The sequence below is a fragment of the Arthrobacter sp. UYNi723 genome, assembly GCF_054057635.1.
Window position 1 is genome coordinate 24,050 of sequence record NZ_JBSRZM010000018.1, and the last position, 19,858, is coordinate 43,907.

General features: G+C 66.4%; 21 protein-coding genes. 6 read left to right on the plus strand and 15 right to left on the minus strand.

All coding sequences use genetic code 11. The features are described from left to right. The first annotated feature begins 7 nt into the window (after window positions 1-7). Entirely contained in the window at window positions 8-736 is a 729-nt protein-coding gene (locus tag ACVWY0_RS14295; RefSeq protein WP_485837262.1) for a VIT1/CCC1 transporter family protein, read from the plus strand. Continuing rightward, window positions 733-1,764, plus strand: coding sequence for an aminoglycoside phosphotransferase family protein (locus ACVWY0_RS14300; RefSeq protein ID WP_485837263.1), 1,032 nt, complete (start codon window positions 733-735; stop codon window positions 1,762-1,764). The genes ACVWY0_RS14295 and ACVWY0_RS14300 overlap by 4 nt, the downstream gene beginning before the upstream one ends. A 60-nt stretch (window positions 1,765-1,824) precedes the next feature. Here ACVWY0_RS14300 and ACVWY0_RS14305 read toward each other — a convergent pair whose 3' ends face one another. From ACVWY0_RS14305 to ACVWY0_RS14315, 3 genes are all read right to left on the minus strand, one after another. Then, window positions 1,825-3,222 (minus strand): pyridoxal phosphate-dependent decarboxylase family protein, encoded by a 1,398-nt coding sequence (locus tag ACVWY0_RS14305; RefSeq protein ID WP_485837264.1) that lies wholly within the window; start codon window positions 3,220-3,222, stop codon window positions 1,825-1,827. A 64-nt stretch (window positions 3,223-3,286) separates the two neighbouring features. Beyond that, window positions 3,287-4,081, minus strand: coding sequence for a sulfite exporter TauE/SafE family protein (locus ACVWY0_RS14310; protein WP_485837265.1), 795 nt, complete (start codon window positions 4,079-4,081; stop codon window positions 3,287-3,289). 9 nt (window positions 4,082-4,090) lie between these two features. Continuing rightward, a complete protein-coding gene (locus ACVWY0_RS14315; protein ID WP_485837266.1) occupies window positions 4,091-5,899 on the minus strand; it encodes a proline--tRNA ligase in 1,809 nt (602 codons plus the stop codon). A gap of 409 nt (window positions 5,900-6,308) precedes the next feature. Between ACVWY0_RS14315 and ACVWY0_RS14320 the strand changes: the two genes are divergently transcribed. From ACVWY0_RS14320 to ACVWY0_RS14330, 3 genes are read left to right on the plus strand one after another with little or no spacing between them, the layout of a single operon-like run. Further along, window positions 6,309-7,097, plus strand: a complete 789-nt coding sequence (locus ACVWY0_RS14320; RefSeq protein WP_485837267.1) for an ABC transporter ATP-binding protein — start codon at window positions 6,309-6,311, stop codon at window positions 7,095-7,097. 8 nt (window positions 7,098-7,105) lie between these two features. Next, a complete protein-coding gene (locus tag ACVWY0_RS14325) occupies window positions 7,106-7,849 on the plus strand; it encodes an ABC transporter permease (protein WP_056348486.1) in 744 nt (247 codons plus the stop codon). Then, a complete protein-coding gene (locus tag ACVWY0_RS14330; RefSeq protein ID WP_485837268.1) occupies window positions 7,846-8,502 on the plus strand; it encodes a TetR/AcrR family transcriptional regulator in 657 nt (218 codons plus the stop codon). The genes ACVWY0_RS14325 and ACVWY0_RS14330 overlap by 4 nt, the downstream gene beginning before the upstream one ends. A 53-nt stretch (window positions 8,503-8,555) precedes the next feature. Here the strand turns inward: ACVWY0_RS14330 and ACVWY0_RS14335 are convergent, their stop codons facing one another. From ACVWY0_RS14335 to ACVWY0_RS14375, 9 genes are read right to left on the minus strand one after another with little or no spacing between them, the layout of a single operon-like run. Then, on the minus strand, window positions 8,556-9,446 hold the full coding sequence (locus ACVWY0_RS14335) for a GNAT family N-acetyltransferase (protein WP_332761415.1): 891 nt from the start codon (window positions 9,444-9,446) through the stop codon (window positions 8,556-8,558). Then, window positions 9,409-10,575: a flavodoxin-dependent (E)-4-hydroxy-3-methylbut-2-enyl-diphosphate synthase gene (gene ispG / locus ACVWY0_RS14340; protein WP_104063099.1), complete on the minus strand. Its 1,167-nt coding sequence runs from the start codon at window positions 10,573-10,575 to the stop codon at window positions 9,409-9,411. The genes ACVWY0_RS14335 and ispG overlap by 38 nt, the downstream gene beginning before the upstream one ends. A 46-nt stretch (window positions 10,576-10,621) precedes the next feature. Beyond that, entirely contained in the window at window positions 10,622-10,915 is a 294-nt protein-coding gene (locus tag ACVWY0_RS14345; protein WP_485837269.1) for a YciI family protein, read from the minus strand. Between the two features lie 55 nt (window positions 10,916-10,970). Continuing rightward, a complete protein-coding gene (locus tag ACVWY0_RS14350) occupies window positions 10,971-11,510 on the minus strand; it encodes a hypothetical protein (protein ID WP_485837270.1) in 540 nt (179 codons plus the stop codon). Next, window positions 11,507-12,172, minus strand: coding sequence for a MarR family transcriptional regulator (locus ACVWY0_RS14355; RefSeq protein WP_485837271.1), 666 nt, complete (start codon window positions 12,170-12,172; stop codon window positions 11,507-11,509). Before ACVWY0_RS14355 ends, ACVWY0_RS14350 begins: the two co-directional genes overlap by 4 nt. A gap of 59 nt (window positions 12,173-12,231) precedes the next feature. After that, window positions 12,232-12,681 (minus strand): hypothetical protein, encoded by a 450-nt coding sequence (locus tag ACVWY0_RS14360; RefSeq protein ID WP_485837272.1) that lies wholly within the window; start codon window positions 12,679-12,681, stop codon window positions 12,232-12,234. A 41-nt stretch (window positions 12,682-12,722) separates the two neighbouring features. Then, complete coding sequence (locus ACVWY0_RS14365) at window positions 12,723-14,054, minus strand: M50 family metallopeptidase (RefSeq protein ID WP_485837273.1); 1,332 nt, start codon at window positions 14,052-14,054, stop codon at window positions 12,723-12,725. Window positions 14,055-14,072: 18 nt separating this feature from the next. Next, complete coding sequence (gene dxr / locus ACVWY0_RS14370) at window positions 14,073-15,257, minus strand: 1-deoxy-D-xylulose-5-phosphate reductoisomerase (protein ID WP_485837274.1); 1,185 nt, start codon at window positions 15,255-15,257, stop codon at window positions 14,073-14,075. A gap of 46 nt (window positions 15,258-15,303) precedes the next feature. Then, a complete protein-coding gene (locus ACVWY0_RS14375) occupies window positions 15,304-16,050 on the minus strand; it encodes a TSUP family transporter (protein WP_485837275.1) in 747 nt (248 codons plus the stop codon). Between the two features lie 46 nt (window positions 16,051-16,096). Here ACVWY0_RS14375 and ACVWY0_RS14380 point away from each other — a divergent pair, with 46 nt between their 5' ends. Next, window positions 16,097-17,563 (plus strand): lipase maturation factor family protein, encoded by a 1,467-nt coding sequence (locus ACVWY0_RS14380; protein WP_485837276.1) that lies wholly within the window; start codon window positions 16,097-16,099, stop codon window positions 17,561-17,563. 79 nt (window positions 17,564-17,642) lie between these two features. On the opposite strand, the gene ACVWY0_RS14385 is transcribed toward ACVWY0_RS14380, so the two are convergent. From ACVWY0_RS14385 to ACVWY0_RS14395, 3 genes are read right to left on the minus strand one after another with little or no spacing between them, the layout of a single operon-like run. Then, window positions 17,643-18,482: an HpcH/HpaI aldolase/citrate lyase family protein gene (locus ACVWY0_RS14385; protein ID WP_485837277.1), complete on the minus strand. Its 840-nt coding sequence runs from the start codon at window positions 18,480-18,482 to the stop codon at window positions 17,643-17,645. Next, window positions 18,479-19,093 (minus strand): MaoC family dehydratase, encoded by a 615-nt coding sequence (locus tag ACVWY0_RS14390; protein ID WP_485837278.1) that lies wholly within the window; start codon window positions 19,091-19,093, stop codon window positions 18,479-18,481. Before ACVWY0_RS14390 ends, ACVWY0_RS14385 begins: the two co-directional genes overlap by 4 nt. Beyond that, a complete protein-coding gene (locus ACVWY0_RS14395) occupies window positions 19,090-19,857 on the minus strand; it encodes a CoA transferase subunit B (protein WP_056348326.1) in 768 nt (255 codons plus the stop codon). The genes ACVWY0_RS14390 and ACVWY0_RS14395 overlap by 4 nt, the downstream gene beginning before the upstream one ends. Between the last annotated feature and the right edge of the window lies 1 nt (window position 19,858).

Consider the following 19,858-nt stretch of genomic DNA (forward strand, 5'->3'; position numbering starts at 1 on the left):
TGGAGGCATGAACAGTGCAGGCGCCCCCGCCCTTCATGAGAATGAGCCCCACCAAAACGACGTCGCTCAGCGCCTGAACTGGCTGCGCGCCGGCGTGCTGGGTGCCAATGACGGCATCGTCTCGGTCGCCGCAATCGTCGTGGGAGTCGCCGGTGTAACCACACAGTCCGGACCAATCCTCGTCGCCGGCACGGCCGGCCTGGTGGGTGGCGCAGTATCAATGGCCTTGGGCGAGTACGTGTCCGTCAGCAGCCAGAAAGACAGCCAGCGGGCCCTGATCGAAAAGGAACGCCTGGAGCTGCAGGAACAGCCGGAGGAAGAGCTGGAGGAACTCGCGGCGATCTACCAGGGCAAGGGGCTGAGCCTGGACACAGCAAGGAAAGTGGCCCGGGAGCTGACAGCCCACGATGCCCTGGGCGCGCACCTGTCCGCCGAACTGAACATCGACGAAACAGACATAGTGAGCCCGTGGAATGCAGCCTTTGCTTCAGCTGTTGCGTTCGTGACCGGCGCCATCCTGCCGATGGCCGCCATCCTCCTGCCGCCGGAGAACATCCGGGTCCCCCTGACGTTCGCGGCCGTGCTGGCGGCCCTTGCCGCCACCGGGGCGCTGGGCGCCTGGATCGGCGGCGGTTCGAAGCTGCGGGCCGCCGCCAGGGTGGTGGCGGGCGGGGCTTTGGCCTTGGCTGCCACGTTCTCCATCGGCAACCTGCTCGGCGCAAGCGGCGTCCTGTGAGCGTCCAGATTGGCGTGCCGATCCCGCCAGCCCTCAGCGGGCGTTTCAGCCACAGTAGCGCGGGACGGGCCTGGCTTTCCTCCCTCCCGGGACTGGTGCAGGGGCGGCTGGAGCATTGGGAACTGGCTGTTGACCTGGCAGCCGGTGCCCTCCCGTGGCATGGCCACGGCGGCGTGGTGATTCCAGTCCGCCGGACGGACGGGACACCGGCGGCGCTCAAAATCGCGTTTCCCCACGATGAGGCACGGATGGAACGCCATGCGCTGGCACTCTGGGGCGGCTCCGGCGCCGTCCGGCTGTTGGAATCCGACGCCGGAACGTGCGCCATGCTGCTTGAGCGGCTGAATGCGGACTCCTCGCTCCAGACCCTTCCGCTGGATCAAGCGGCGGTGGCGTGGGGCAGCACCATGCGGCTATTGGGCCTGGTGCCGGACGGCCGGCCGCAGTGGCAGGAGTTCGATCACATCGCCGGGCGGGCCGAACAATGGAGCGATGACCTGCCCGCCGACTGGGAACAGCAGGGCCGCCCGTTCCCGCGCTGGCTACTGGAGGCGGCCCTGGAAGTCTGCCAGACCCGCGGCGCCGTTGGCCGCCGCTCGGGCCGCGATGTCCTGGTCCATACGGACCTGCATTTCCTGAACATCCTGGCCCGGCCCCACACCATCAGGGGAGGGCTGCCCGGGGAGGCCTTCGTCGCCATCGACCCGCAGCCCATGATCGGCGAACCGGAGTTCGCGGTGGCACCGCTGCTGTGGAACCGTCTCGGCGACCTGCCCCGGAGCGATCCGGCCGGAGGGTTGAGGCGGCGGTGCCAGGACTTCAGCGCCGCGGCCGGCCTCGACGCCGAATCTGCGCGCCAGTGGGCCGTGGCACGCGAAGTGGAGAACGCCCTCTGCTACGCGTCCTTGCCGCGCCACCAAGGAGATCTTGCCCGGTCACTCTGGGTGGCCAGCACCCTTGCCGGGCGGACCCTCGCTGGTCTCCCCTCGGCGCACGCCCTGCCTGAGCCAGGACACGGCGAGAGCTGAGCGATGGGTGCCTCCCGGGCTGGATGGTGCCTCGCAGGCGGGACTGTGCCTCCCGGGCGGTCAGCCCGCTGCCCGTACAGCCGCCAAAGCGGAGCTGACCGCCTCGACGGCAGTGCCGACGTCGTCCGCGTCAGTGCTCCAGTTGCTGACCGAGACGCGCAGGACATCCCTGCCCTGCCAGCGTGAACCGGACATCCAGACCTTGCCGTCCTCTATCACTTGGGCTGTCACGGCGCGCGTGGTGGCGTCGTCCCCGAAGGCGAGCGAAACCTGGGTGTAGTCCACGGTGTTGAGCACCTCGACACCGTCCACCTCGGCCAGGCGGCTGCCGATCTTCAAAGCGGCGTCGGCGAGCCCGCGGACCTGGGCTGCCACGCCGTCCCGGCCCAGGCAGCGGAGGGCGGCCCACACCGGCACGCCGCGGCCGCGGCGGGACAGCTCCGGCGCTTTTTCGAACGGGTCACCCGGGCCTTCGACGTCGTGGATCAGGTAGATGGTGTGCTGCAGTCCCATGGCGCTGCGTAGCGCTGCTGAATCCCTGACGATGGCAATACCGCAGTCATACGGGATGTTGAGGGTCTTGTGGGCGTCGGTCCCCCACGAATCGGCCAGGGCCATGCCGCGGGTAAGGTCCGCGAACTCGGGCACTGCCGCGGCCCACAGCCCGAACGCGCCGTCCACGTGCACCCAGGCACCATGCCGCCGGGCAACCTCGATGGCGGCGTCGAAGGGGTCGAAGGCTCCCGAGTGCAGGTTCCCGGCCTGGAGACAGACCAGCGCGGGCCCGGACCCTTCCGACAGCAGCCGGTCCAGCTCCACCGCCAGCAGCCTGCCTTGGGCATCTGCGGGGACCGCCGTGGGCCGGCCGAGCCCGAGGTACCGCAGTCCCAGGTCGATGGTCTCGTGGCGCTCCTGGCCCACAAAGCACCGGATCCGCGGGGCGCCTGCCAGGCCATCGCCGTCGAGGTCCCAGCCGGCATCGGCCAGCAACCGCCACCGGGCAGCAGCCAGCCCGGTGAAGTTGGCCATGGTGGCACCCGTGGTGAAGCCGACGTCGGATTCCGCCGGTAGGCCGAGAAGGTCCAGCAGCCAGTGGCCGGCCCCCTCCTCGATGGCTGCTATCGCGGGGGTGGCGTAGCGCAGGCCGGAGTTCTGGTCCCAGGCGCTGACCAGCCAGTCCGCGGCCAGGGCGGCAGGCAACGTCCCGCCGATCACCCACCCGAAAACCCGCCCCGAGGGCATCGCCATCAGCCCCGGTTCGGCCTTGTCCGCCAGGTACTCAACCACAGCTGCGGCGGGCATGCCCTGCTGCGGAAGGGGCCCGCCGAAGTCGGCCGCGAGATCGTGGGCGCTTTGGGCGGGCCCGACGTGCCTGTCCGGCAGGCTCGCCAGCCACTCGGCGGCGCGACGGGCCGCGGCTGACAATGCTTCCGAATAGGGTTCCCCGCCTGCGGACATACCTGCATGGTACGCCCGGCCGGGGCTGCGGGCGATACCGGCTGCGGGGGTTTCGGCTACCCTGTCAGGCTAGGTTTTCCTGCCAGACGTCGACGCCGAGTTTGATGATCAGGGCGCCCACCACCAGCAGGAATACAACGCGGATGAAGCGGCTTCCCTGCTTCACGGCGGTCCGCGCGCCCAGGTAGCCGCCGGCCATGTTGGCCAGGCCCAGCAGCAGCCCGACACCCCAGAGGATTGATCCATGGGGCAGGAAGAACAGCAGGGCGCCGGCGTTGGTGGCCATGTTCACGATCTTGGCTTTGGCGCTTGCCTCCAGGAAGGCATAGCCCATCGCCGAGACGAGCGCGATGATGAGGAAGGAGCCGGCGCCCGGACCAATCAGGCCGTCATAGAAGCCAATCACTGCCCCGATCATGCATGCCACCACGTAGTGCGTGCGGCCATCGTGCCGCAGCACGGTGATGTCACCGACGTTGGGCTTCAGCGCCGTAAAAAGCGCGACGACGACCAGCGCCACCACGATGATCGGCTTGAAGACACTCGCCGGCAGGGTGGCGGCCAGCACCGCCCCGGCGAAGCTCCCGGCAAGGGCGATCACCGCCATGGGCACGGCCGTCCGAAGGTCCGGTTTCACCCGCCCGTAGTACGTCACCGCACTCGTGGTGGTGCCGAAAATTGACCCCATCTTGTTGGTGGCCAAGGCCTGGACCGGAGTGATCCCGGGTACCAGCAGCATGGCCGGCAGCTGGAGCAGACCGCCGCCGCCCACCACGGCGTCCACCCAGCCGGCAGCAAATCCAGCCACCACAATCAGGATAATTGTGGTGAGCTGGATCGACTCGAACCCGGAAATCACCGCCGCAGGTCAGCTGTGGACGGCGGTGACCACATAGTCAACAGCCTTGTCCACGGCCACGTTCTCCGCTTCGCCGCTGCGGCGGTCCTTGATCTCGACAACGCCGTCCACCAGGCCGCGGCCGACGGCCAGGATGGTGGGGACGCCGACGAGTTCCGCGTCGCCGAACTTTACGCCCGGGGAGACCTTCAGCCGGTCATCGTAGATGACGTCCAGGCCGGCGGCCTCGAGTTCCAGGGCCAGCTGCTCGGCGGCGGCAAAGATTTCCTCGCCGCGGCCGACAGCCACTACATGGACATCGGCGGGGGCGACGGCGCGGGGCCAGACCAGACCCTTGTCATCGTGGTTGGATTCGGCCAGTGCGGCGACGGCGCGGGTGACACCAACACCGTAGGAGCCCATGGTAACCACCACCTGCTTGCCGTTCTGGTCCAGGACCTTCAAATCCAGGGCTGCAGCGTACTTGCGGCCCAGCTGGAAGATGTGGCCCATCTCGATGCCGCGGGCGGTCTCCAGAGGACCGGAGCCGTCCGGGGCGGGGTCGCCCTCGCGGACGTCGGTGCACTCGATGACACCGTCCCAGGTGAAGTCGCGGCCTGCGACCAGGCCGAACACGTGCTTTCCTGCTTCGTTGGCTCCGGTGATCCAGGCCGTGCCGCTGACAACGCGGGGATCCACGAGGTAGAGGAGCTTGGTTGAGCTTTCGCTGCCCAGCAGGGGTTTGTCCAGCGTCAGGCCGGGTCCAAGGTAGCCCTTGACGATGAGGGGCTGCTTCTTGAGGTCGTCGTCGTTGGCTGCTTCGAGCGTGATCTCGCCGCCTATGGGCAGGAAGGAACCGATGTTGGCTTCGACGCGCTTCAAGTCAACGCCGCGGTCACCCGGCAGGCCGATGACCACAAGCTGGCGCTCACCGGTGGGCAGGGTGACGGCAAGAACCACGTTCTTGAGGGTGTCGGCGCCAGTCCAGGCGCCGCCGTCGGCCTCGCTCCGGGGAGCCAGTTCGTTGGACGCGGCAACCAACGTGTCGATGGTGGGCGTGTTCGGGGTATCGAGGACCTCGGCGGCAGGGGCGTTGCTGAAGTCGATGTCGGCCGGAACAACGGTGGTGACGGCCTCAACGTTGGCTGCATAGCCGCCGGCGGAGCGCACGAAAGTGTCTTCGCCGATCTCAGTGGGGTGCAGGAACTCTTCGCTCTTGGACCCACCCATGGCGCCGGCGGTGGCGGCAACGGGAATGACTTCCAGGCCCAGGCGCGCAAAGATCTTCAGGTAGGCGCCACGGTGGGCGGCGTAGCTGGCGTCCAGGCCTGCGTCGTCCACGTCGAAGGAGTAGGAATCCTTCATGATGAACTCGCGGCCGCGCAGCAGTCCCGCGCGGGGGCGTGCTTCGTCGCGGTATTTGTTCTGGATCTGATACAGGCTCAGGGGCAGGTCCTTGTAGGACGAGTACAGGTCCTTGACCAGAAGCGTGAACATTTCCTCGTGCGTGGGGGCCAGCAGGTAGTCGGCACCCTTACGGTCCTGGAGCCGGAACAGACCTTCGCCGTATTCGGTCCAGCGGTTGGTGACCTCGTAGGGCTCTCGCGGCAGCAGCGCCGGGAAGTGGACTTCCTGGGCACCGATGGCGTCCATTTCCTCGCGGACGACGGCCTCGACCTTGCGCAGCACACTCAGCCCCAGCGGAAGCCAGGTGTAGATGCCGGGCGCCGCGCGGCGGATGTAGCCAGCCCGGACCAGGAGCCGGTGGCTGGCGACCTCAGCGTCGACGGGATCTTCACGCAAGGTGCGCAGGAAAAGCTTGGACATTCTTGTGACCACAGGTGGGTTATCCGTTTCTGGGGAGTAGCTGCTGGAAAGCAGAGCCGGGCAATTCTTCTGGGTACTAATCTACCGGCTATCCACGGCACGCCAGGCGGCGGAACCTGAGCCGGCCAGAGACCGCGGGGGCGGAACGCAATAGAGCCACGCCCGGCATGCAAAGCCCCTGGCCGTAAACGGCTGGTCATTACATGCGGACGTGGCTCCATGGCCGTTGACGCCTAGGTACTGGTGAGGACTGGTGAGACCGCCCACCCACTCCAGCGCAGCTAGATCGAACATATGTGATAGCCGACACATCCACAAGGGTTTTTCCATTCGAAGTAATTGACGGCCGCCTTTAGCAGGTCTAGTTTGAATTCATCACCTGGTGAATTCAAACGCGGACTCCCAGCATTCGGAGGCATTAATGTCCCATTCAGCGGCTACCGCCCCGGCCGTCACGGAAGCCAGCATCGCTGTGGCCGCCACCACCCTGCACGTCACACGGGGAAAGGTTCCCGTCCTGCGCGGCTTGGACTTTGCCATCCAGGCAGGCGAGATCACCGGGCTGCTGGGCCCGTCCGGCAGCGGCAAGACTACGCTCATGCGGGCCATCATGGGCGTCCAGGTGCTCACGTCCGGCTCGGTCCAAGTGCTTGGGCTGCCCGCCGGGCACCCTGACCTGCGACACCGGGTGGGTTACGTGACCCAGTCCCCCAGCGTGTATCCGGACCTCACGGTCGAAGCCAATGTCCGCTACTTCGGCGCCATGCACCGCAAGGGCCGCGCCGAGGCCGCAGAGGCGATCGCCGCCGTCGGGCTTGAACCGCAGGCCAGGCAGAAAACCGGTGACCTCTCCGGCGGACAGCTGAGCCGGGTGTCGTTGGCCTGTGCCCTGGTGGCTCGCCCCAGCCTGCTGGTCCTGGATGAGCCAACCGTGGGCCTTGATCCGGTGCTCCGGGCTGACCTGTGGGACCGTTTCCGGTCCATGGCCGAGTCCGGGACCACCCTGCTGGTTTCCAGCCATGTGATGGAGGAAGCCAGCCATTGCGGATCACTCCTCCTGCTGCGGGAAGGAAAGCTCCTGGCGCAGCTGACGCCGGCGGAATTGAGTCAACGCGGGCACAGTGCCGATCTGGAGAAGGCTTTCCTGCACATCATCCAGGACACCGCCGAAGTGCCCAGCGGTTCCCCCGAAGGGACGGTACGGTCATGAACCTGTTGATGCTGTTGGCCACCACCCGGCGCGTCCTGGACCAGCTCCGGCACGACCACCGCAGCATCGCGCTGATCCTGGTGGTCCCTGCGCTGCTGCTCACCGCCGTGTACTTTCTCTACGAGAATGAAACGCTGCCCCCAGGCGTGCCCAGGACTTTTGACCGCGTTGGCCTGATGATGCTGGCGATCTTCCCGTTTGTGGTTATGTTCCTGGTTACGTCCATCACGATGCTGCGCGAACGCACCTCGGGGACCCTGGAACGGCTGCTGACCACTCCCATCCACAAGGCGGACCTGCTGTTCGGCTACGGGCTGGCATTTTCCATCATGGCCGCCCTGCAGTCGCTGGTGGCTACCGCGGTTGCGTACTGGATCTTCGGGCTCGACATCCAAGGCAGCCCGGGACTGGTGGTCATGATTGCCGTGATCAATGCGGTTCTTGGTGTCGCGCTGGGGCTGCTTTGTTCGGCCTTCGCCCGGACGGAATTCCAGGCCGTGCAGTTCATGCCGGTGGTGGTAGTCCCGCAGATCCTGCTCTGTGGCCTCTTTGTGGCCCGCGAACGGATGAACGAGGCCCTCGAGGCTGTGTCGAATGTCCTTCCATTGACTTTTTCGGTGGATGCACTCCAGGAGATCGCCGCCAACACCGAGCCCACAGACCAGCTGTGGATGGATGCCGGAGTCATCGTGGCCATTGTCCTGGCGGTCCTGGTGCTCGCATCCCTGACCCTGCGGCGGCGGACCGCGTGAACGGACAGCATGAGCCAGCGGACGCCCCGGGTCCCGCAGGCAGCGCGGCTGGTCCGGGACGGCGGGGCCGGCGGGGCGGGGCAACCGAGTCGAGGGACCAGATCCTGGACACAGCCCGGCGGCTTTTCGCCGAACACGGTTTCGAGGGGACCAGCCTGCGCCAGATCGCCCGGGAAACCGGAGTGGACCCCGCCATGGTCCACCACTTCTTCAAGGGCAAGGACGAGCTTTTTGCGCTGAGCGTGGCACTGCCGGCCGACCCGGAGAAGGTCCTGGCGGGCGTCGACGGCTACTCGCCGGAGGACCGGGCAGAGGCGATCGTGCGGGCCGTGCTGCGCTTGTGGGAGAGCCCGGCCCAGCACAGCCTGGTGGCCTTCCTCAGGGGAACCATCGGCTCCAAGGCCAAGACGTTGCTGCTGCGGGAACTGGTACAGCGCACCATCCTCAGCCGCATCATGGCCGGAGTTCCCGGACCGCCCGCGGAAGTGGCCATGCGCGGAAATCTCGTGGCTACGCAGATGGTGGGCGTGGTGCTGGTCCGGTATGTTGTGCGGCTGGAACCGCTCGCGTCCGCCTCGCCCGACGACCTTGTGCGGCTCGTGGCTCCGAACGTCCAGCACTACTTGACGGGTGACCTGAAAGCTGACGGGTGAACCGGCGGCGGGTGGCCTGAAAGGCGGCGACGCTGAGGCCAGCGACCTGGCGGCTAGAACAGAACCGTAGCGAAGGTGCCAACCTGGCGGAAGCCCACGCGCTCGTACGTGGACCGCGCCCGGAGGTTGAATCCGTTGACGTACAGGCTTGTGACGGGGGCAAGCGTGCGTGCCTTCTCCACCACGGCAGCCATGTAGCCGGCGCTCAGACCCTGTCCGCGGTAACCGGGGTTCATCCATACACCCTGGATCTGCGTGACGTCGGCCGTCACAGCTCCCAGCTCGGCCTTGAACACAACGTCGCCGGAGTCGTTGACGTGTGCCAATGAATGGCCTTGCCGGATGAGGCCTTCCACGCGGCGGCTGTAGAACTCCTTGCCCCCGAGGAACGGCGAGTAGCCCACTTCCTCTTCGAACATGGCGGCGCAGGCGGGAAGGATCCGGTCAAAATCGGCCAGCCGGCCAAGCCCCAGATCCGCGTTCGGCTCCACCGACGGCGGCCCGCACAGCGTCATCAGCGGCTGTTCATCCCGCACCTCGTGGGCCGCATGCCCCAGTTCAGCCAGCTCAGCATGGAGGGCAAGGACGGCATCTGCGGGGCCAAAGGCGGAGGCGAAACGGCGGCCGGAATTGCTTGCTGCGGCAGCGACAAGCCCGGCAAATTCGGGGTCAAGCTGGACCGGGACCAGGTTTGCCCCTGCCCAGCACGCGCCGACCAGGATGCCGTCGTCGAAAACTCCCAGGACGCCGGCACCACCAGCAGTGGGCGCGGCAGAGCCCGCCGCCCGGAGGTGCGCCAGGATAAAGACATTGGCTACCGGATCCTGCGACGCTAGGCGCCGCAGGGCAGCGGTGTCCGCGCCGGCGAGGGTCCGGACGGATATTCCCGCCGGCGCGGCGTCCTCCTTATGAGACGCTAACCACGGGGCTACCCTTGACAGCATCTTCGCCATCGGCCTCCCCCATCTCTTCAGCTATGCGCATGGCCTCTTCGATCAGTGTCTCAACAATCTCGCTCTCAGGCACAGTCTTAATGACTTGGCCCTTCACAAAGATCTGCCCCTTGCCATTGCCGGACGCCACACCCAGATCGGCTTCGCGGGCCTCGCCCGGTCCGTTGACAACACAGCCCATCACTGCCACGCGGAGCGGAATTTCCATGCCTTCCAGCCCTGCGGTGACCTGTTCGGCAAGGGTGTACACGTCCACCTGGGCGCGGCCGCATGACGGGCAGGAGACGATTTCCAGTTTGCGCGGACGCAGGTTCAGGGACTGGAGGATCTGGTTGCCCACCTTGATTTCCTCCACCGGAGGCGCCGACAGGGAAACCCTGATGGTGTCGCCGATGCCCTTGGCCAGGAGCGCCCCGAAGGCTGTGGCGGACTTGATGGTGCCCTGGAAGGCGGGCCCGGCTTCGGTGACGCCCAGGTGCAGGGGCCAGTCGCCCTGCTCGGCCAGCATCTCGTAGGCAGCAACCATAATGACCGGGTCGTTGTGCTTGACCGAGATCTTGAAGTCGTTGAAACCGTGCTCTTCGAACAGCGACGCTTCCCAAACAGCGGATTCCACGAGTGCCTCGGGGGTGGCCTTCCCATACTTCTTCAGGATGCCGGGCTCCAGCGATCCGGCGTTGATGCCGATCCGGATGGAGGTCCCGTGGTCCTTCGCCGCGCGGGCGATTTCCTTGACCTGGTCATCGAACTTGCGGATATTGCCCGGGTTCACCCGCACTGCCGCGCAGCCGGCCTCAATCGCCGCGAAGACGTACTTCGGCTGGAAGTGGATGTCCGCAATAACAGGGATCTGGGACTTGCGAGCGATGATTGGCAGGGCCTCTGCATCATCGGCCGACGGGCAGGCGACGCGCACGATGTCGCAACCGGAGGCGGTGAGTTCCGCGATCTGCTGCAGGGTGGCGTTGATGTCCGTGGTGGGCGTGGTGGTCATGGACTGCACACTGATGGGCGAGTCCGAACCGACCCCGACGGAACCCACCTTGATCTGCCGCGTCTTGCGGCGGGGGGCGAGAACGGGCGGCGGTGCTGACGGCATTCCCAGGCTGACCGAGGTCACGTGGACTCCTTGGGTAGGTGTTTCGGTAGTAAAAAAGGTCCGGGAATCAGGATGCGTGCGCGGCCAGGAGGCCGATCACGGGAGTCCACTCGGTTGTCCGGATCCCGGCAATGGTGCCGGCGACGGCGAACGGGTCCTGCTTGAGGAGTTCGTTCAGCTGGGTTTCGTCCTGGACCTTGAAGATCAGCAGGGCGCCTGCCCCGTCACCGTAGGGTCCGCTGGTCAGCAGCTGGCCCTCGTCCGCCAGACCCGCCAGCCAGGCGCGGTGCGCGGGGCGGTGATCATCACGGACGGCGGAGGAATCGGCGGCGTACACATACTCAACGGCAAAAACAGTCATAAAGACACCCTATCCCCAGGGGTGGGCTGTCGCCGATCCGGGCAGTCAGCAAGACTCACTGCAGGAACACCACCTTGATCACTGCCGCCGTTCCAGCAGCCCACAGCATGGACGTGAGCGTTCCGATGATGAACCGCTCGGCAGCCACGGGGGTCTCCTTCAATTCGGCGAACCTGCCCAAGCCTTTGATGGCCACGATGTAGGCAATGGCCACCGGCTGTCCGGTCAGGATGGCCACGCAGACGCCCAGCCGTTCCAGCACTCCGATGATTGCCCCACCCCGCAGGATCCGCTGGGCCGGCAGCGCGGGCGCCACCTGAGGAACGTCCGACGGCGGCTGGCCGCCACCCGTGGTCAGCTCGCCGTCGACGGTTTGCCCGCCCTTGTGATGATCCGTACCGGCCCGCGGGGCTTCCGAAACGGTGTCTACCGTGACGTCGGCTGAAGGGTCCTGGGCTGATCCGTCCTGGTCCGACTTGGTGGCCGCGTCCGCTTTGTCGTCAATGGTCCTGGCGAGCCGGAACACCAGTGCGGTCACAGGCCATCCTGCGAATCCGGCCACCAACAGGGCAACTGCGATCCAGAGTGCGTTCACCGGTCTCCTTCAATCTGGGAATGGGCGTAGTCAAGGAGCATGGCCGCGGCAGGCCTGGCGGCCCATTCCTCCTGCCAGCCGGATCGGAGCACCGCACGGCTCACCGACTGCTCCGTGATTCCCAGTTCCTGGGCCACGTGTTTCTGGCTGCCGTGCTTTCCATCGCCGCCCTGGAGCGCGCGCAACCGGTCCACCACCCGCCACTGGGCTGGTGTGCGTTGCTGCACCACCCGTCCGATCAGGCGAAGCACCGCCTGGGCATTTGCACTGGTCATGGCTCCTTCCTTGGCGTGGGGAGGCATCTCCCGTCCACGGCCAATACTGCCGGACACCACCGACAATGGCACCTGACCAGCCGAGCCCTTGGCGAGTTCCACGGCCTTTCGCGCTGCCACAAAGCCGCTCCCGGAACCTTCCCGGGGGCTTCCGCCCGGGGTGAGCTGTACGGCCCCGATCCCGATCCCGACGTACCAGTGCCCGCTCCGGAGTGCGTACAAGGCGATCTCCACTACGTCCTCGGCATGTTCCACCACACCCTGGAGTTCATCACCCACGGACCGTTCGAAGGGCTCCGGTGTGAGGCTGCGCAGTGCGGCGATCAGATCGGGAACACGGTCGACGTCGGCAGTGCTGCCTCGCTGGTCGATGGTCAGTACGTACATGCCTTAACCGTACGCAGGTGATCACTCATAATCAATCAAAAATAGCTGATTATTAAATATCAGCCAATAAAGACTGATTTGCGAGAATCACCCGATCCGGTCCAGGCGGTGCCGTGGCCTGCCGGGATCCGCTCCAGGCGATCCACCCACCGGCGCCTGCCAAACGTGGAAATCACCGCCGGCACAAGCAGCAAAGCCGTGCCGGCAACAGCTGTGACCATCGAGGCCAGTGCCAGGCGCCCCGTCCTGCTGTTGGCCATGGAACAGCCCAAAGCAAAGAAACCGAACACGGCCAGGATGACGCCTGCGGTACTGCCGAAAAGATGGCTGAACTGGTACGCATCGGAGCTGACAAAACGGGCCCACGCCTCCGGGTCCTTCGCCTGGTCCGGCTGCGGCTCCAGCGTGGACCAGGCGGTGACAAGCCACGGACAGGCAGCGCCCACAACCCTGCCCGGATCCAGCGGCTGGTGTTCTGCGGTTGGACGGCGAACGTGCCCAAGTTTCATGGTAGATCCGGGACATCCGTCCAGCCAGACGTCCGCAGGAGTCAGCCGAACAGGTTCACCGGCTTCACGATGTCGGCATAAATCAGCAGCAAACTCATGCCCATCAGCAACGTGGCCACCACGTAAGTCACGGGAAGCAGTTTGGCGATGTCGAAAGCGCCCGGATCCGGTTTGCCGAACAGCTTGGCCACCCGTCGCCGCGCCCCCTCGTACAGCGCTCCGGCCACATGGCCGCCGTCGAGCGGAAGCAGCGGGATCAGATTGAAGACCGCAAGCGCAAAGTTCAAGCCGGCGAGCAGCCCTACCAGTGCCCCAATCCTGGACTGCAGCGGCACTTCCTCCATGGCCGCCACTTCACCGGCCACGCGCCCCACGCCCACCACGCTGATGGGGCCGTTGGGGTCGCGCTCTTCCTCGCTGAAGGCCGCCTTGGCAACGCCCACCACCCGGGCGGGCAGATTGAAGACGACGCCGGCCACTTGCTTGATGTTCTCGCCCGCCATGGGCAGGACGGACGACGCCGGCTGGGGAACCAGTTCGGTCTGCGCGCCGATGCCCAGGAAGCCGACGTCCTGGTACAGGAGGGTGCCGGCGTCGTCCTTTGCCTGGCGTCCGTCCACGCCGACGACGGGGCGGGCGGAGAGCACCGGCGTCACCGTGGTGGTGACGGGCGCGCCGTCGCGCTCCACAGTGAGGCTGACTTCCCTGCCCGCGGAGGCCCGGATCCATTCGGTCAGCTCGTCCCAGCCGGTGACAGCTTTCCCGTCAAAGGAGGTGACCACGTCGTTGGGCAGGAGCCCGGCGGCGGCGGCGGGGGTCAGCTGGCAGTCCGGGGAATCGGGATCAACGGTCTCGCCGGCCGCCACCTGGCATTTGGAGACGTCGGCGATGGTGGTGGTGGCTGTGGCCATGCCGAAGCCCATCAGCAGGACGGCGGTCAGGACCACGCCGATCAGCAGGTTCATGGCCGGCCCGCCCAGCATCACGATGATTTTCTTCCATACCGGCAGCCGGTAGAACACTCGGTTTGCGTCCTCCGGGCCCACTTCCTCGTGTGCCATGGACCGAGCTTCCGTGGCCAGTGTCTGGAACATGCCGGTGCTGGAAGGGCGGACGGTTCCGTCGTCCTTGTTGGGCGGATACATGCCGATCATGGACACGTAGCCACCCAGCGGGATCGCTTTCACGCCGTATTCAGTTTCGCCCTTCCGCTTGGACCACAGGGTGGGGCCGAAGCCGATCATGTACTTGGTGACGCGCACCTTGAACAGCTTGGCGGGCACCAGGTGCCCCACTTCGTGCAGCGCAATGGACGCGGCAATGCCGATCGCCACAAAGACGACGCCGAGGATAAAGAGGAGGACGGGGCTCATGCGTGGATCTGCTGCTTCCTAGAGACTGCTGACTGCTAAACGTTCGTGGGCGCGCGTACGTGCCCAGTCTTCAGCATCCAGTACCGACTCCAGCGTCAGCCCGGAGGATCCTGAATGTTCGCTGAGGACAGCATCGATGATGTCCACGATTTCGGTGAAGCGGATGCGTCCCGAGTGGAACGCCATGACTGCTTCCTCGTTTGCCGCGTTAAAGACGGCGGGAAAAGTACTCCCCTGCTTGGCGGCGTCCTTGGCCAGGTCCACGGCCGGGAAAGCGACGGTGTCCAGCGGTTCGAACGTCCAGCTGGTGGCTTTGGTCCAGTCACATGGGGAGGCCGCTTTGGGGACTCTGTCCGGCCAGCCCAGCCCTAAGGCAATGGGGAGGCGCATGTCCGGCGGGGACGCCTGGGCGATGACGGACCCGTCGATGAACTGGACCATGGAGTGAACCACCGACTGCGGGTGGACCACAACGTCGATCCGGTCCAGCGGCACGTCGAACAGCAGATGGGCCTCGATGAGCTCAAGGCCCTTGTTGACGAGCGTGGCCGAGTTGGTGGTGACCATCAGGCCCATGTCCCACGTGGGGTGCGCCAGGGCCTCTTTCGGTGCCACGTCGTGGAGCTGTTCCCTTGTCCGGCCGCGGAAAGGCCCCCCGGACGCTGTCAGGATGAGCTTCTCAACTTCGGCCGCGGAGCCTGAGCGCAGGCATTGCGCTATCGCTGAGTGCTCGGAATCCACCGGCACGATCTGTCCCTCGCGGGCGGCGGCCTTGACGAGCGCTCCGCCGACGATCAGCGATTCCTTGTTGGCCAGCGCCAGCGTTGCACCTGACTTCAGGGCGGCGAGGGTCGGGGCGAGCCCGATGGAGCCGGTAATGCCGTTGAGTACCACGTCCGCTTCTACTGCGGCGATGCGGGCCGAGGCGTCCGGGCCGGCGATGATTTCGGGTCGGTAGTCCTGCCGCCCGGCGAGGCGGGCAGCCTCGGAGATCAGGTCCCGCAGCTGCCGCGGATTCCCCGCGGCGATGCCCACAGCGGCGGCACCGGTGTGGACGGCCTGGCTGGCCAGGAGCTGCAGGTTCCCTCCGCCGGCGCTGAGCGCCACTACCTCAAAAAGGTGCGGGGCGCCGTCGACGACGTCAATCGCCTGGGTGCCGATGGAACCGGTGGATCCGAGGATGACGATTCTGCGAGGCTGCATTGGTTAAGTATCCCGCACCCGGGCCCGCACATGGCCCGCGGTCCGGTCAGCCCGCCGCCAGCTCGATGAAACCCTTGGCCAGCGTGGACACGGCTCCGATGTAGGCGATGGCCACAACGATCCGCCGCACGGCAGCCGGTTTGACCTTGCCGGACAGCAGATCGCCCGCGATGATTCCCGCCACCATGGCGGCCAGGATACTGAGCCATTGCCAGCCATCCAGGCCGGGAACATGTCCACCGGAAAGTATGTACTTGATCACCAAGGAAGACAGTCCGGTGGTCACGAAATAGGGCTGGAGCGTGGCGCCGAAACTCTTCTGCTCCCACCGGGTGGCAATGGCGTACGCGGTGATGGCCGGCCCGCCGACGCCCGCTGCCGCGTTCATCAGTCCGCTGGTGAAGCCGAGGGAGACCATGGGAACGGGGCCACTGGCACGCCATGAGCTGCGGGTCAGCCGCTGCGAAGCCAGCAGGGCGATGATGAGGAGGATGCCGATGCAGATCTCCAGCGGCGCTTCGGCCACGTTGCTGGCCAACCAGGCACCCGGCAATACCCCTGCCAGGGCGGCGAGCGCCAGTCCGAAGTAGCGCTTCCACTCCACATGCCGCCAGACCCTGGAAAGGATCAGGAGTGATGAGGCTGCGCCGCACAGGTTGATGATCATGACGCCGTCGAACGGTCCGAGCAGCACTACCAGGACGGGAGAGACGAGAAGGCCGAATCCGAGGCCGGCCAGCCGCTGGGCCAGTGCCCCCGCAACAACGGCAATGAGCACCAATGCAAACACCATCCGATCCTAGTGGGCGGACGGCGACGCCGGGCGTAACGTGGACTGCGTGGACTGGGTTTCCTGGTTCGATGCGCCGGAGTACGGATTCGCCCGGCAGGTGCTGCAGCGAGGTGTGGCGGCACTGTTCTTTGTTGCGTTCCTGTCCTCCCTGAACCAGTTCCCTGCGCTGCTGGGCGAACGTGGCCTGTTGCCGGTTCCGGACTATCTGGATGGGTTCAGCGTGCGCCGGCGGCCCACGCTGTTCCGTTGGCGCTATTCGGACCGGCTGCTGCGTGGTGTCTGCGCCACTGGGCTGGCAGTTTCCGCCCTCCTTGTGGCCGGCATCCCCCAGCTCGGGCCGCCGTGGATTCCGCTGATCGCATTTCTGGCCCTGTGGCTGCTGTACATGTCGATCGTCAACGTGGGGCAGACGTTTTATGGCTTCGGCTGGGAAATGCTGCTGCTGGAGGCCGGGTTCACGGTGGCGTTCCTTGGCTCCGACCAGACCGAGCCGCCGCGCACCATCCTGATCCTGCTGGCCTGGCTCGTGTTCCGGCTGGAGTTCGGCGCCGGGATGATCAAGATCCGCGGCGGCCGGGAATGGCGTGACCTGACGGCCCTCTACTACCACCACGAAACGCAGCCCATGCCGGGACCTTTGAGCCGCCAGGCGCACCTCCTGCCCAAGCCCTTCCACCGGCTGGAGGTCCTGGGGAACCACTTCGCCCAGCTGGTGGTGCCGTTCTTCCTCTTCGCACCGCAGCCCCTGGCAAGCGCCGCCGCCGGCATCATCATTTTCACCCAGCTGTGGCTGGTGGCCAGCGGTAACTTTGCGTGGCTTAACTGGATGGCCATTGTGCTGGCCTTCGCCGCGGTCAGCGACCCCGTGGCCCACGCCGTATTGCCGTTCCTGCCGCTGGACGGGGATCCTGAGGAAGGCAGCCGCGGCAATCCCCCGTACTGGCTTGCCGTCACCCTGGTGGCCACAATGCTGCTGGTAGTCCTCAGCTACTGGCCCGTGCGCAACCTGCTCTCCAAGGGGCAGCTGATGAATGCCAGCTTCAACCGCTGGCAGCTGGTCAACACGTACGGCGCGTTTGGCACCGTGACCAAGCACCGCGTCGAGATCGTCGTGGAGGGCACCCTGGACGAAGAACCTGAGGACTCAGCAGACTGGCGCGAATATGGGTTTAAGGGCAAACCCGGAGATCTCCGCCGGCTGCCCCGCCAGTGGGCGCCCTACCACCTGCGGCTGGACTGGCTGATGTGGTTCCTGCCGTTGCGCACCGTCCACGAGGTGTGGTTTTACGCGTTCCTAACGAAACTGCTGGAGGCGGACCAGAGGACGCTGCGGCTACTCCGCGCCGACCCGTTCGACGGCGATCCGCCGCGTTGGGTGCGTGTCAACAGCTACCTGTACCGTTTTGCCACCAGGGCTGAGTTCCGGGAGACCGGCGAGCGCTGGGTCCGGATGCCGCTCTATGAGGCAATCCCGCCACTGTCCCTCGGCGGTTCCCGCGGGCGGCGGCGGTGATTCCGGCCCTGGTGATTCGGGGCGCAGTGATCCTGTCCAGGCTGATCCGACGCTCGGGCAATTCCTGCCCCCGGTGGCCCTACGAGCGGATGCCTGCCCGGCGGATGGTGGCTTCGGCGTGCTTGAGGATGGGGCCGTCGATCATTTTGCCGCCGTGCTGGAACACGCCCGATCCGGCAACAGCCGCGACCTCCAGCAGTTCTGTGGCGGCGGCGACGTCGGCCTCGGACGGGGCGTAGGCGCCCCGTACAACGGCCGCCTGCGTGGGATGGATGCAGGCTTTGGAGCCGAATCCTGACGCTGCGGCATCAGCGGCCTCCAGAGCCAGCCCGTCAAGGTCCGGGATGTTGACGTACACGGCGTCCACGGCTTCTTTCCCGAAAGCCCGGGCGGCGAGCAGCACCGCGGACCGGGCATGCAGCGCCACGGCGCGGTAGCCGCCGTCGTCCGCTCTGCTGGACGTACCGCTGAGGGAAGCCAGGAGGTCCTCGGCGCCCCACATCAGTGCCACCACGTTGGGGGCCGCCGCGATGGCGGGCGCGTTCAGGACCCCGACGGCGGTCTCGCACAGGGCGATGACGTGGTAGTCCGCCAGGGCTTCGAGCTGGGCCGCACTCTCAGCCTTGGCCAGCATCACCGTGCGGTACGGCGTGTGGGCCAGGCAGTGCAGGTCCTTCTCGAACTCGTCGGTGCCCGCCGGATTGATCCTGATGATGGTGCGGCTGGGATCAAGTTCGGGCCCCTCCCCGGCAGCGCCCAACTGGGCAAGGATGGCGCCGCGCGCCCGCTGCTTGTCCGCAGGTGCCACGGCGTCCTCGAGATCCACGATGACAGCGTCGGCGCGTTGGGCGGCCTTGGGGAAGCGCTCCGGACGGTCGGCAGGGCAGAAGAGCAGGGCGGGACCCATCACAAATGTCATATGGACATTGTCCTCTTTTCGGGGCCCGGCACGCTCCCCTTTTCAGCTCCCGCAGGCTGCACGTGTTGTCCGGAAGACTGCGCCACATGGGCGTCCCGGGTCCACATAAGGCAGCTCCGTGTGGCCAGCGCCACTACGGTGCCGTCCTGGTTCCGGCCGGTGTGCTGCATGGTCACAATCCCCTGGCCGGGACGCGAACCCGAGAGCCGTTTCCCGGTGATCACCGTCTCGGTGTAGAGCGTGTCCCCGTGGTACAGCGGGTGCGGGAAAGAGACGTCCGTCAGGCCCAGCTGGGCGATGATGGTGCCCTGGGTGAGTTGCGATACGGACTGCCCCACCAGGGTGGACAGCGTGAACATGGAGTTGACCAGCCGTTGGCCAAACGGCTGCCCTGCGCTCCAGGCGGCATCCAGGTGGAGGGCCTGGGTGTTCATGGTGAGCGTGGTGAACAGGACGTTGTCCGCCTCGGTCACAGTGCGGCCGGGCCGGTGCGCGTAGACAACGCCTTCTTCGAGTTCGTCAAAGTACAGGCCACGCTGCTCGATGACGCGGGGGGCGGCGGTGGTTGCGCCCGGACCGTCGGGGGTTGAGCCCGCCGAAGCCCCGCTCATACGGTGAGCTCCTGGTCCTCTTCGAACAGCTCGGCGCCGGTGGCCGCCGCCACATCCTCCACGGAGACGTTGGGGGCCAGTTCGCGGAGAACCAACCGGGACCGCCCGCCTTCGGTGACGACGTCGATCACGGCGAGGTCGGTGATGATCCGGTCCACGCAGGCCTTGCCGGTCAGCGGCAGCGAGCAGTGCTCCACGATCTTGGGGTTGCCGTTGCGGTCCACGTGTTCCATCATCACGATCACCTTCTTGGCGCCGAAGACCAGGTCCATGGCCCCGCCCATGCCTTTGACCATCTTGCCCGGGATCATCCAGTTGGCCAGGTCGCCGTTCTGCGCCACTTCCATGGCGCCGAGCACGGCCACGTCCACATGCCCGCCGCGGATCATCCCGAACGACGAGGCGGAGTCGAAGAACGCGGCCCCCTTGTTGACCGTGACGGTTTCCTTACCGGCGTTGATGAGGTCCGGATCCACCGCGTCCTCGCTGGGGTATGGTCCCACGCCCAGGATCCCGTTCTCCGAGTGGAGCACCACCTCGACGCCTGCCGGGATGTAGTTGGGAATGAGCGTGGGCATGCCGATGCCGAGGTTGACGTACTGCCCGTTGCTGAGCTCCCGGGCCACCCGGGCGGCCAGTTCGTTGCGCGTCCATCCTTTGGCCTCCGGATTGGTGCCTTCCGGATGGCCGACGGTGGCACGCCGGTATTCGGGCCGGACGGCTTCGGGGCGGGGAGGCGCTCCCTGCGTGCTGTTGGACTCCATG